Origin of the sequence: Parasedimentitalea denitrificans (genome assembly GCF_011813015.1) — a bacterium.
GTDB lineage: Bacteria > Pseudomonadota > Alphaproteobacteria > Rhodobacterales > Rhodobacteraceae > Parasedimentitalea > Parasedimentitalea denitrificans.
Genome location: NZ_QHLQ01000042.1, coordinates 1 through 13,124, shown reverse-complemented (window position 1 = coordinate 13,124; position 13,124 = coordinate 1). Strand labels below are relative to the sequence as shown.

At 54.3% G+C, this 13,124-nt stretch carries 11 protein-coding genes; 5 read left to right on the top strand and 6 right to left on the bottom strand.

All coding sequences use genetic code 11. The features are described from left to right. Positions 1 to 70 precede the first annotated feature (70 nt). The 5 genes from DL239_RS20810 to DL239_RS20790 form a co-directional block, all read right to left on the bottom strand. Positions 71 to 1,330, bottom strand: a complete 1,260-nt coding sequence (locus DL239_RS20810; protein WP_206188578.1) for a ferredoxin reductase family protein — start codon at positions 1,328 to 1,330, stop codon at positions 71 to 73. A 13-nt stretch (positions 1,331 to 1,343) separates the two neighbouring features. Next, on the bottom strand, positions 1,344 to 1,850 hold the full coding sequence (locus DL239_RS20805; RefSeq protein ID WP_240932103.1) for a hypothetical protein: 507 nt from the start codon (positions 1,848 to 1,850) through the stop codon (positions 1,344 to 1,346). 74 nt (positions 1,851 to 1,924) lie between these two features. Next, on the bottom strand, positions 1,925 to 2,206 hold the full coding sequence (locus DL239_RS20800; protein ID WP_167686021.1) for a PepSY domain-containing protein: 282 nt from the start codon (positions 2,204 to 2,206) through the stop codon (positions 1,925 to 1,927). Positions 2,207 to 2,744: 538 nt separating this feature from the next. Beyond that, the gene (locus DL239_RS20795) at positions 2,745 to 4,574 is read right to left on the bottom strand and encodes a methyl-accepting chemotaxis protein (protein WP_167686020.1); all 1,830 of its coding nucleotides are present in this window, start codon (positions 4,572 to 4,574) and stop codon (positions 2,745 to 2,747) included. Between the two features lie 43 nt (positions 4,575 to 4,617). Then, positions 4,618 to 5,193 (bottom strand): hypothetical protein, encoded by a 576-nt coding sequence (locus tag DL239_RS20790; protein WP_167686019.1) that lies wholly within the window; start codon positions 5,191 to 5,193, stop codon positions 4,618 to 4,620. 255 nt (positions 5,194 to 5,448) lie between these two features. On the opposite strand from DL239_RS20790, the gene DL239_RS20785 reads away from it, so the two are divergent. The 4 genes from DL239_RS20785 to fdhF all read left to right on the top strand — a co-directional run bounded on the left by DL239_RS20785 (position 5,449) and on the right by fdhF (position 11,439). Continuing rightward, entirely contained in the window at positions 5,449 to 5,796 is a 348-nt protein-coding gene (locus tag DL239_RS20785) for a RidA family protein (protein ID WP_167686018.1), read from the top strand. 191 nt (positions 5,797 to 5,987) lie between these two features. After that, positions 5,988 to 6,875, top strand: a complete 888-nt coding sequence (locus tag DL239_RS20780) for a LysR family transcriptional regulator (protein ID WP_167686017.1) — start codon at positions 5,988 to 5,990, stop codon at positions 6,873 to 6,875. Positions 6,876 to 6,945: 70 nt separating this feature from the next. Next, positions 6,946 to 8,658: an NAD(P)H-dependent oxidoreductase subunit E gene (locus tag DL239_RS20775; protein WP_167686016.1), complete on the top strand. Its 1,713-nt coding sequence runs from the start codon at positions 6,946 to 6,948 to the stop codon at positions 8,656 to 8,658. 3 nt (positions 8,659 to 8,661) lie between these two features. Beyond that, positions 8,662 to 11,439: a formate dehydrogenase subunit alpha gene (fdhF, locus tag DL239_RS20770; RefSeq protein ID WP_167686015.1), complete on the top strand. Its 2,778-nt coding sequence runs from the start codon at positions 8,662 to 8,664 to the stop codon at positions 11,437 to 11,439. 108 nt (positions 11,440 to 11,547) lie between these two features. Here fdhF and DL239_RS20765 read toward each other — a convergent pair whose 3' ends face one another. Then, positions 11,548 to 11,829 (bottom strand): DUF1330 domain-containing protein, encoded by a 282-nt coding sequence (locus DL239_RS20765; RefSeq protein ID WP_167686014.1) that lies wholly within the window; start codon positions 11,827 to 11,829, stop codon positions 11,548 to 11,550. A 103-nt stretch (positions 11,830 to 11,932) separates the two neighbouring features. Here DL239_RS20765 and DL239_RS20760 point away from each other — a divergent pair, with 103 nt between their 5' ends. Continuing rightward, on the top strand, positions 11,933 to 12,799 hold the full coding sequence (locus DL239_RS20760) for a LysR family transcriptional regulator (protein ID WP_369410605.1): 867 nt from the start codon (positions 11,933 to 11,935) through the stop codon (positions 12,797 to 12,799). The last annotated feature ends 325 nt before the right edge of the window (positions 12,800 to 13,124 follow it).

Genomic DNA, 13,124 nt, shown 5'->3' with positions numbered 1-13,124 from the left:
CTTGTAAGTCGTCGGTGTCCACCTGCTCATGAACCCCAACTATCACGCTGGATTCATACAGTGAATCCCATCAACCGATTTGTGCAACAAAGCCCATATACGGTAGTCCAGTGCGGATTTCGAATTCTTCGAACTGTACAGGACGGGACAAAGAAGTCTCGCATATAGATTGGCGCAGCTTTAATGGGCCACAGAAAGCGACATGGCTTTTCTTGCCCTTTGTGATGCGGGCAAGAGTACCTTTGTCAATGCGCGGGCCTGTCTGGGTGTCGAACAGGTGCAGGTTCACTCTTGGTTTCTCAAGAGCCTTCTGTTTCAGCTCAGATAGATGGGCCGCAGATGCATGGCCACGGAAGGTGTAGATCAGGTCAATCGGAGAGCCATCTGGGGCGATAGTATCAAGCCAGCTTAAAAACGGTGTGATGCCGATGCCGCCCGCAATCCAAACCTGTGGTGACTTTCTTCGCCGAAGAACGAAACGACCATAAGGGCCATGGACTCGGAAGCGCATGCCTTTCTGCAGGTTTTCAGAAAGCCACTTGGTATAGTCCCCTAGCGCGGCAACCGAAATACGAAGTGTGCCATTAGGCTGCGGTGCGCTCGAGATTGTGAATGGATGGGTTTCAACCCGTCCTTGAGATTCTAGTGAAAAGAAGGCGAATTGCCCTGCTCGATGCCGGATTACTCTGCTTTCCGGTACCATGGTGATCGCAAGCGCCGATCCCGTTTTCTGAACCGAGACAACCGTATACATCCGACCGCGCCGCCATGAACGTGGCAAAAGGGTGTAGACATATGCGGCAGTACCGATCGCACAAAAGGCAAGCACATAGATCCCAACTGGATCAACATTTGAGAACGGTTTCAGGATAAAGGCAAAGTGAAAAGCCCCAAGTACAAAACAGACACCCATAGCGCGATGGGTCCAATACCAAAGGCGATACGGGATGAATGTAATCAGGGTAATCGCAATAAGGATCAACAGCCCATTGTAGGATTGTTCCCCCATCCCGTCGGCTAAATCAGTCAAAGCTGTTCCGCGACCAAGCGATTTGATCTCAGCGTCGATACTGTCGTGAAGTAGGATTGCAGCCAGCGCGCAGATACCCAGCCACTTGTGCAAAATATAAGCGCGGTCAAGCGCGCCAAAAATAGGCTCCACAAACCATGCCCGCGTAGCGATAAGCTGTGAAAGCGCCATGGCAACTAATGCGGCCAGGCCAAGGTACTGGCTAAACAGCGCCTCAGTTGGGCCTTCAACGCCAATCAGCATCCAGGCTGGCACAGCCATTGCTACGGCTGATACCGTAATGCCCTTGATCAGATACATGGGGTTATTCACTCTATTTTGTGTCGACTGGAGAGATGAGGCGGTCGTCCAAGAGATCTTCGACGAAATGGGACAAAAGCTGAAGCCGCCCGGAGACACCAGCTTTGCGATAGACAGCAGCATTTTGCGCTTTGATCGTCCCTTCCTTGGTGGCGCGCAGATCGGCGATTTCTGAAATCGAATACCCTTTTATTCCCAACAATGCGACGGAACGCTCGGCTTCGCTTAGCCCCCAAGTTTCAAACTGGGTCTGCATAATCTCAGCGAAGGCTCCAGAGGCCACACTAAGTTGCTGTTGCATTCGTTCCTCGCGCTGGAGTGTTTTTCGCAACTCCCAGCCTGCAAATAGGGTTCCCACTAGTAAACAAATCGCCACTCCGGCCTCGAGAACTTCGCTAAAAGCACCCGCGACCTCGGGTTGCCCGCCCATATCCTGAATGATGTCGCCAATGAAAAAGAAACTGCAGATGGCCTGCAGTATGAAAAGGCTCGAAAGGAATGTGGGGCGGGATTTTTGCATGGAAAGTCCTCATCGTGAAAGTGGTCGCGCGGATTGCTATAACCTGCGCAAGGCCGCGCGACCAGAATTAGGGGCTAGTCTGTATCGCTGCCGTTTTCGTTCTCGGCTTCAACTTCCAGAATTATTCCCGTTGCACTGGAAATCTCGATCTCAAAAAAAGCCCCATCGAGAGTGACTTCGGCTTCGATTTCATCTGCGTTAACTTCCACGCTTTCAATAACATAGCCGGCACCTTCTAGTGCCGAGCGAACTTCTGCTACGGTGGTGCCGACACTGTCCCCTGCGACAACTGCAGCCTGGGAAACGGCGCCAGTAAAGATCATGGCGGAGGCTAGAGTGAGTGACTGAAGTTTCATCATGTTTTTCCTTATCTGAACGTCAAAGCGGGCACCGAGGTGGTTCCGCTCTTGGACATTTCGGAATTGGCTGATGCGGTATCTATACGTTTAGGGGTTAATTCGCGCCCAATTGTACCAAGGGTTAGAGCGGATTTATTGCCTGTGACTATCTGCACGTCGACGCTGCTAGTGAACCTGTCAGTCGAAAATTGACTTCTTGCTGAATGTTTTTTTGGTCCTTCAGTCGTCTTCTAAGGCCAAAGTGCAATCCAAAAGAACTCGGGTATTGCATTGTACCTGATGGAGAACCCTCCAAACCTTGCCATGTGCGGTTTCAGTGTCTAGCTGTCGCAGGTACTATTCGCAGCGAAAAGCCAGTTTCAGCCTTCTTTTATCAAGCTTACTTCGGTTAGGCGAATTTAGACTATCAAACCCTCCAGAGCCCGTCGGCAGAGTTTTGGGATGTGATGTAAGTTCTGGAGGTAAAGAAAAAGCGCTGAGCAACAATGTTCAGCGCTTATTAAAATCCGTTTACAAGGTTAGTCGCATTCGACCGTTAAAAGTCTTCCCAGCCACCAGAGGCGCGGCGGGGTTCTGGAGTGTCAAATTCGGGTTCATGTGCAGAGAAAGTGGAGCTTTCCATTGAACCGGATGGGATGCTTTCAAAACTTACCGTATTGCCGTCGTTGTTGCCGGTTTTGAATACTGACACCTGACGGGCCAACTCACTGGCGTCATTCCGCAGCAATTGGCTGGCGGCGGTGGATTCTTCGACCATGGCGGCGTTGTGCTGGGTGACTTGATCCAGCTGCAAGACACCCGCGTTGATTTCGGCCAGTGCAATCGACTGTTCTTCGGCGCCTGAGGCAATTCCCATAACATGATCGGTAATAGTGCTCACGCTGTCGATGATTTTGCGCAGTTCCTCACCGGTGCGGTCAACAAGTTCTACGCCATGATTAACCTGCTTTGAACTGTCGCTGATCAGTGTTTTGATTTCCTGAGCGGCGTCCGATGAGCGTTGTGCCAAGGCCCGTACTTCAGACGCAACCACAGCGAACCCACGACCAGCGTCGCCAGCTCGTGCGGCCTCGACCCCGGCGTTGAGCGCCAAGAGATTGGTCTGGAACGAGATGTCGTCAATTACCGAGATGATCTGCGAAATCTGGCCGGAAGATTTTTCAATCAGCGACATGGCGTCAACCGCTTCGCGAACAACAGTCCCACTCTTCTCTGCGGTGGTGCTAGCACTATTGACGATGCCTTCGACTTCCTTTGCACCGGTGGCTGCTGACTTTACGCTGGACGTCAGTTCATCCAAGGCTGCTGCGGTCTGCTCTAGTGTGGCAGCCTGGCTTTCTGTGCGTTGTGAAAGATCGTTTGACGATTGGTTGATCTCTTCGGAACTGCAACGGATTTTTTCCGAGTTGCCGATTACAGAGTCAATGATGCCAACCAGCGTGCTGATGGTGCGGTTATAGTTTTCACGCAGTGCTTCGTATTCGTCGGCGAAGGTTTCGTCGATGGTCTGGGTCAGATCACCTTCGGACAGGCGCTGCAAAGCACTGTTCAGGGTCTCGACTACGTGGGCTTGCTCATCTTGAGCGCGGACGCGATCCTTCTCCACTTCGCTGGCTTGTGTCAGCTGGACCTTCAGATTGTCGACAGTGCGGGCAATGGCGCCGATTTCGTCCCCGCGATCCAGATGAACCGGCTCTTGATCGTAATTTCCATCGGCGATTTCATCAATCAGGTTGCCAACATTCTGGAGAGGACGTGACATCATGGACCGAAGCAACAGAACTGAAAGTGTGGTCATGATCAAGAAGGCAACGGCGGCAACGATGTAAGAAATATTTTTGGCTTTGGCGATTTCGGCAAAAGCCAGGTCAGGGGACCAGATGACTGCTATCGAGCCAACGATGCTTTCACCTTTGGCGCCAGCGGTTGCAGGCATGGCGATGTAGTAGCCATCACCTGTGGTTTCACCGGCGCCCGTGGCAAATGAGGTTGCAGCGAGAACCGCCAATTGGCCGGCCTGTTCTTCAGTGGCAACACCAGAGGAGGCGAGCACTTCGTTAGAGCTGTTGGTTGCTATGGCATACACTGCGCGACCGTTGGATTCTTCGAGGATCCGGTCGAGCGCAACTTGAACACCGCTGGCATCGCCAAACCGCATTGCTCCGCCGTTGCGGGCACCTGCGGATTGGGTCACGACGGTACCAAGGTCAATAACACCATCTTTGATAGCCTTATTGATGAACTGTTGGGACTGGAACATTAAGATTGCCGCTACGATCAGTGTTGTCGCGGTCATCAACAATGTACATTTAACAAAAACCGACATGCCGTTGAATACGGGTTTCAGTGGATTTCGAATTTTCATAATACTACCTTACCAAGTTACAGTCCCAACAGAGTTGTTTGGGTTAAATTAGAGATTCTGCATTGATACCGATTGTCATGGCGCCAATTGGCAACCCAGTCGACGGATCAGTAATGGTTAGAGAAATTTGACCTTGATAACTTTGGGTCGATTCATCCAGCTCCACATCGCCAAAATGAACTGCATCCGGACCAACACTGTAGGTTGATGAATACTTCGCTTCGTCACCCTGCCACATATCCGATGTTATGCTGGATGCCGCTACGTTCAAGCCATGCGCATCCATGATGAAGATTTCGGTCACCTGTCCACCAGATGCCGCAACCTGAGCACGCAAAAAGTCTGCTGCAGCATTTTCCATGACGGGCGTCACCGTTGGAGTTGAGCTGGTGCCAACTTCGGCACGCCAAGCTTGGTCAAGCTGGTCAATCTGACCCTGATCATACCCTTGGGTTCGTTGGTTTTGCGAATTGATGGCATCCACCAAAACAGAGGAGTGGGCCCAACCGCGAACCTCGGATTCCAGATAGGCGGACATTGCAGGTTTGTATTGGTTAGCAAATGCTGGAGTGGCAACAGTTGCTATAACCGCTAGAGCGGTGAAACTAGTAAACTTCATTGGTCGTTCCCTCGTATAGTTGCCTCTGAGTGAAAGAGGACCAGCTACACTTGGGCGGTTGGGCTTAAAGCGCCGTTAAAGGCCAAGGTGACATTTCATTCGATTTTTACTGACGTTTAACTCTCAATGTGACAGGCGCTTGTTTTTGCGAAGTTTTCACTGATGTGCTTGTTTTTTTGGCGCAGCAGAGTTTTATGGAAAAAATGTGAACTGCCTACAGTGGTGAGTTCCGAAATCAATTAGGGAGAGTTTTGGATGTCCGAAATTAAACGTACACATGTAGGTGCGCGAATGAGTCAGATTGTTACGCATGGTGACACAATCTACTTGGCAGGGCAGGTTGGAACTGCAGGGGACAGTGTCGCGGATCAGACCCGCAGCTGTTTAGAAAAAGTCGATGCATTGCTGGCCGAAGCTGGCTCAGACAAGACGCGCATTTTGCAGTCAACTATCTGGCTAGCGGATATGGCGGATTTTGCGGAAATGAATGCAGTCTGGGATAACTGGGTGCCAGAGGGTCATACACCAGCGCGGGCCTGTGGCGAGGCCAAGCTGGCGCGGCCTGATTTCAAGGTTGAGTTTCTGGTGGTTGCGGCCCGATAGCCGTATTGAGCCTGTTCTGATTGCAGGCTCCAAGATTGATCTAACGTGCAAGCCAGTTAGAATTATTGGCTTGTGCAGTCGCGGGTTCGATGCCGCTGCTCCAGCCAGAGAGGTGCTCAGGTAGCTTTAGCCTGTTCATCGTCCGACTTCGGCGCCAAGGTGTATGTTCGCAACCCAGAGTGAGAAACACCATGATCGAGCTGAAAGACCTGCAATTGTTAACCGCTCTGGCTCGGCATCAGCATTTCGCCAAGGCCGCGCAGGATTGTGGGATATCCCAGCCCGCCTTTTCCATGCGGATCCGCAATATGGAAGAAAAACTGGGGATCTCGATCGTGCGCCGGGCCAATCGGTTTCAGGGGTTGACCGAGGAAGGCATGATGATCGTGCGCCGGGCGCGGTCCATTCTGGATGATGCCAAGGCGTTGGAACAAGAGGTCGCGGCATCGCGCGGGGAAGTATCAGGAGTATTGGTGCTGGGCGTTGTACCAACAGCAACTGCCTATGCGGCGCAGTTGGTGAACAGCCTGCGCGAGACGTACCCCCGAATTTTGGCACGGGTCGAAGTGACGACCTCGCTGGCCATTCAGCAGCGGCTGTATGACGGGACCATTGATGCTGGCATAACTTATGAAGACAGTCTGGGCCGTGATTTGGTGACGGTGCAGCCGTTGTATGAAGAGGCTTATGTTCTGTTGGCCCCTGAAACGATGGTTGCCGAGTTTGAAGATGACATCACCTGGTCGCAGGCGGCAAAGCTGCCGCTGAGCTTGCTGGACCCGCAGATGCAGAATAGGCGTATTTTGGACCGTATTTTTGACGAACTGGACCTGACGCCAGACATCGTTTCTGAATCCAATGGTTTTATGTCGTCAATTGTGATGGCGCGGGCAGGTTCGGTGGCGACAATCCTGCCGCGGGCTTTGGTTGACGCATTGGGTGATCTGGCTGGGACAAGTGTTCTTTCGCTGGCCGAGCCCGAGCAACTACGCCCTATTTGTATTGCGACGTTAGATCGGCAGCCGGAACTGACCACAGTACGCGCGTTGAAAGAGGTCATTGCCGCATTTGAGCAATAAGCGTTCGTTATCAAGTCTTCGATTATCGCGATTTGACGATACAAATTCCTGATGGCATTGCGTCTGGAATATGTTGAGTGATTGGGAGGCTCCCGTGGCACCATTGGATAATAGCAAAGGCGTTTGGAAATCTGGCAAAGGTAAAGGGCGCAAGACTCCCAAGGGCCGTCAGGTTGATGATACCGCGCTAAGCCAGGTTCAAGCGCTGTTGGGCGATGCGCCGCGCAATCGGGATCTGTTGATAGAATTTTTGCATCTAATTCAGGATGAATATGGCCATCTGAGTGCTGCGCATATTCGCGCGCTGGCCGAAGAGATGCGAACCGGGCAGGCCGAGATTTACGAGGTTGCCTCCTTCTATGCGCATTTTGACGTGGTGCGCGAAGACGAGACACCGCCGCCTGCGCTGACCATCCGGGTCTGTGACTCGTTATCGTGCGAGATGGCCGGGGCCGAGCAATTGCAAAAGGCGCTGGAAGACGGGTTGAACGCGGATGAGGTGCGTGTTGTGCGTGCGCCTTGCATGGGCCGTTGCGACACCGCGCCGGTGCTAGAGATCGGCCACAATCACATCGACCATGCCACGCCTGAGAAAGTACAGGCCGCGATTGAGGCCGGGGATACACACGCGCATGTGCCAGAGTACGAAACCTATGCCGCTTATGAGGCCGAGGGGGGTTATGCCACTTTGAAAGAGTTGCGCGCCACTGGTGATTGGGAAGCGGTTCAGGCTAAAGTCAAAGAAGCTGGCCTGCGTGGTCTGGGTGGAGCAGGGTTCCCATCGGGCACCAAATGGGGCTTTGTCCGCGCAAATGCTGGCCCGCGTTATCTGGCCGTGAATGGCGACGAGGGTGAGCCGGGAACCTTCAAAGACCGCTATTACCTGGAGCGCACGCCGCATGTCTTTTTGGAAGGTATGTTGATCGCCGCCTGGGCGGTTGAGGCAGAAAAGGCGTTCATATATATGCGCGATGAATATCCGGCGGTGCTGGAAATCCTCGCGACCGAGATCAAGGCGCTGGAACAGGCCGGGATTGTTGAGCCGGGCTATATCGATCTGCGCCGTGGGGCAGGGGCCTATATCTGCGGCGAAGAAAGCGCGATGATCGAAAGCATTGAGGGGAAGCGTGGCATGCCGCGCCACCGTCCTCCGTTTGTGGCGCAAGTGGGGATCTTTGGTCAGCCGACGCTGGTCCATAATGTCGAGACATTATACTGGGTCGCCAAGATCAACCGCGAGGGGCCAGAGTGCTTGAACGCGGTGGAGAAGAACGGACGCAAGGGGCTGCGGTCTTATTCGGTGTCTGGCCGGATCAACAACCCCGGTGTGCATCTGCTACCTGCGGGTTCGACCATCACCGATATTATCGAGGCCTGCGGCGGCATGCTAGAGGGGCATACCTTCAAAGCCTATCAGCCGGGTGGTCCATCGTCGGGGCTGTTGCCTGCGTCGATGAATGACGTGCCGTTGGACTTTGATAGCCTGCAACCGTATGGCACCTTTATCGGCTCCGCCGCCGTGGTGGTGCTGTCGGATCAGGACAGTGCCCGCGATGCGGCGCTGAACATGCTGCGATTTTTTGAGGATGAAAGCTGTGGCCAGTGTACCCCGTGCCGGGTTGGCTGTGAAAAGGCGGTAAAGCTGATGCAGGCGCCGAAATGGGATCAGGATCTGTTGGAAGAGCTGAGCGCTGCAATGGTCGACACATCTATCTGTGGTCTGGGCCAGGCTGCGCCGAATCCGATCCGCCTGACGATGAAACATTTCCCGGATGAGGTGTGAGCCATGACTGATCAAATTACATTCACACTGGATGGTAAAGAAGTCACCGCCGAAGCAGGCATGAGCATTTGGGAAGTGGCCAATGGCCGCGGATTGAAGATTCCACATCTGTGCCACAAGCCTGCGCCGGGCTATCGCCCCGACGGTAATTGCCGCGCCTGTATGGTTGAGATTGAGGGCGAGCGCACATTGGCGGCTTCCTGTATTCGCGAACCCGCCGAGGGTATGGTTGTTACCACCAACAACCCACGCGCCGAAGGGGCCCGCAAGATGGTGATGGAGCTGCTGGTGGCGGATCAGCCGTCGCGCGAAGAAGCGCACGATAAATCCAGCCATTTGTGGGACATGGCCGAGCTGAACGGGGTTTCGGAGTCACGTTTCCCCAAGCTGGAAGAAGGCCGTATTCCGCTGCTGGATGACAGCCATGTGGCGATGTCAGTCAATCTGGATGCCTGCATTTCCTGTAATCTCTGTGTGCGGGCCTGCCGCGAGGTTCAGGTCAACGACGTGATCGGAATGGCCGGACGTGGTCATGACGCCTATCCGGTGTTTGATATTGCTGATGATATGGGCGCGTCATCCTGTGTGGCCTGCGGGGAATGCGTGCAGGCCTGTCCAACCGGGGCGCTGATGCCTGCGGCGGTGTTGGATGACGCCGGGCAGGGAGACTCCAAAGACTTTGATAGTGAAACCGAAAGTGTCTGCCCGTTCTGTGGAATTGGCTGCAAAGTCTCGCTGAAGGTCAAAGATGGCAAAGTGAAATCGGTTGAGGGCATCAATGGCCCGGCCAACGAGGGCCGTTTGTGTGTGAAGGGCCGATTTGGCTTTGACTATATTCACCACCCGCACCGTCTGACTAAACCGCTGATCCGTCGGGACGACGCCCCTGCCAAGGGGCTGAACGTGGATCCGGGTGATTTGTCGACCCATTTCCGCGAAGCGAGCTGGGAAGAGGCGATGGATCTAGCCGCCAAGGGGCTGGTTGGTTTGAAAGACCAGCACGGTGGGCGTTCAGTAGCGGGCTTTGGCTCGGCCAAATGCACCAACGAAGAGGCATATCTGTTCCAGAAGTTCATTCGTCAGGGCTTTAAGCATAACAATGTCGATCACTGTACGCGGCTGTGCCATGCATCGTCTGTTGCAGCACTGATTGAAAACGTTGGCTCGGGTGCGGTGACCGCGACCTTTAACGAGATCGAAAATGCGGATGTGGCGATCATCATCGGGTCAAACCCGATTGAAAACCATCCCGTCGCGGCGACCTATTTCAAGCAGTTCACCAAGCGCGGTGGCAAGCTGATCGTGATGGACCCTCGCGGTGTCGGCATGCGGCGCTTTGCCGATGAAATGGTGCAATTCCGCCCCGGTGCAGATGTATCGATGCTGAACGCGATTATGTATGTGATCGTCGAAGAGGGCCTCTACGACCAGAACTACATTGATCAGTTCACTGAGAACTGGGAAGCCGAGAAACAGCATTTGGCGCAATTCACACCAGAGGCGATGTCGGAAATCTGTGGTATTGATCCCGAACAGTTGCGCCGGGTTGCCCGAACCTTTGCCAAGGGCAAGGCGGGGATGATTTTCTGGGGTATGGGTGTCAGTCAACACATCCACGGCACTGACAACTCGCGCTGCCTGATCTCGCTGGCCCTGATGACTGGCAATGTGGGCAAGCCGGGCGCCGGCCTGCACCCGTTGCGGGGCCAGAACAATGTGCAGGGCGCATCTGATGCGGGTTTGATCCCGATGTTCCTGCCCGACTACCAGTCGGTGATGGATGACGGCATCCGCAAGGCGTTCACCGATGTCTGGGACAGCGATGACTTCAGTAATGAAAAAGGGCTGACGGTTACCGAGATCGTGGATCAGGTTTACGCCGGAAACATCAAAGGCATGTATATTCAGGGTGAAAACCCGGCGATGTCGGACCCAGATGCCGAACACGCCCGTGATGCCTTTGCCAAGCTGGATCTGATGGTGGTGCAGGATATCTTCCTGACCGAGACTGCCAACTTTGCCGATATCATCTTACCGGCTTCGACGCTGTATGAAAAGAACGGCACCGTTTCCAACACCAACCGTCAGGTGCAGCGGGTTCGTCCGGCTGTGGCACCTCCGGGTGAAGCACGCGAGGATTGGGCGATTACAACCGAACTGGCGCAGCGCATCGGGTTGAACTGGGCATATGCCGAGGTGAGCCAGGTGTTCGATGAGATGAAGCTGAACATGAAGTCGCTGGACAATATCACTTGGGAGCGACTGAAGACCGAGACAATCACCTATCCGTCTTTGCATGAGACCGATCCTGGGCAGGCGATTGTGTTTGGTGACGGTTTCCCTCGTCCCGAAGGGCGGGCCAAATTCACGCCTGCAAGTGTGATTGCACCGGACGAGGCACCGGATGCCGAGTATCCAATGATTATGACCACCGGTCGTCAATTGGAGCACTGGCATACGGGGTCAATGACCCGCCGGTCAAAAGTGCTGGACGCGGTCGAACCCGAGGCGAACTGTTCCCTGAACCCACGGACGTTGAAGCTGATGGGCATCGAACCCGGCGACATGGTGCGACTGTCAACGCGACGAGGGTCGATTGAGATCATGGCACGGGCGGACCGGGCCATAGCCGAGGATATGGTGTTTGTCCCCTTCGCTTATGTCGAAGCGGCGGCCAATATTTTGACTAACCCGGCAATCGACCCATACGGTAAGATCCCCGAGTTCAAATTCTCAGCTGTTCGGGTGGAAAAGGCCGAAGGTCAAATCGCAGCTGAATAAGTTGCACCTCAGTGCAAAAGAACGGGCGCGGAACCACTGGTTCCGCGCCCGTTCTTTTGGTGGCGCCGCGCTGGTGGCCGTCATTGACTCACCAACAGATCGCGACTGTCAGGCCATTAAGGTAATGGTGCTACTGCCAGCACCGCGACGTAGGGCGTGGACGTCGGACAAATCGGGGTCGTTGATCCAGGCCTTTGCAGCGTCAGCAGTTGCAAATTCCAAAATTGCGCCAAGTCCGGTTTCTCCGCGTGAGCCTTCTAGAACCGTTTGGTTCGGCGTTGCCTGCACAACGCGGCCTCCATGTTTGGACAGCGCATCGGCGGCCTTTTCCTTGTATGCGGCCAGTGACTCGGGTGCGGTTACGATAATGTTTGCGTAGGCATAAACCATTGTTGGGCTCCGTGTTTAAAGTACAGGGCATACATGGAGGGAAAGTGGAGGAGCAAAAACACGTGCAATTGCACATCGTGCATGCGTAAATGCATGTGTGCAGGTGAACTGGGATGATATGCGCACGGTGTTGGTGCTGGTGCGAGAAGGAACCTTGGCGGGGGCCGCTGAGGTTCTGAGCGTGACCTATACGACTGTAGCACGCCGAGTCAGCCGCGCCGAGGACATGTTGGGGCAACAACTATTTGAGCGTTTCCCCGAGGGATACATACCCACACGACAGGCACTAGATATTGCCGCAGCCGCTGAGGAGATGGAACAACACGAGCATCAGGCGCTGCGTCAGTTGGCGGGACAGGATCAGGATCTGTCTGGGCCGCTCACCTTGACGGTGCCTCAACTTCTGATCCACGCCCAGCTGGCGCCGGTTCTCAAGAGGTTTGTGGACCTGTACCCAGAGATCGATCTTGTCGTGAAGGCGAGCAATGATTTGTTGGATCTGGCCCGTCGCGAGGCTGACTTGGCAATCCGCATTAGCGCCGATCCCGGAGACACGCTTGTTGGGCGGCAGTTGGTGGCGCAGCGCAGTGCCTGCTTCGCCACCCCTGAGATTGCTGCTGCGGCTAAAGATCCGCAGGCGCCATTGGACTGGATCTTGTACGCGGACCACAAGTCTCCACCCAGAACCGCTTGGACGCTACACCCCAACTCAAAGGTTCGGGCTCGATTCGATGATATGGTTTCAATGATGGCAGCGGCACGGGCTGGCATGGGTGCACTGCGAATGCCGGTATTTCTGGGGCGCTCGACAGAGGGAATAGTTCCGCTCACGCATATACCCACGGAACCATATGCGCCCATCTGGATCGTGAGCCACAAAGACCTTCGCCAATCCCGAAGGGTGGCGGCTTTGAAGGATCTGTTGATCCCTTGGTTCAAACAGCACGAGGCGCTGTTTACAGATCTGTAGTGGGGGACGTTAGCAAAATCCTCCGTCGCGCGCTTCGCGTGGTTTGATCTTCTCCTTGGCTCTTGGCCTAGTCCGGCTCGGATTTCCGGACTTCCGACTCGTTTTTCGATCATTTGGCGGGTGAGTCTGTGGATAGGTCTGTGGATTGCTCTACATGGTTGATCTGGCGGGTTGGATTCGGTGGATTTGGCGGAGTGTCGGTTGGATTTTGGGGCAGGGGTGTTGACTTTTTTTCGGGCGTAACCATTTGATTTCATTGGTCGCACCACCTTTCTTTGCAGAAACTTTGTCTTTTGTTGATTTTGGTGTTGCGGAGACCTCTGAC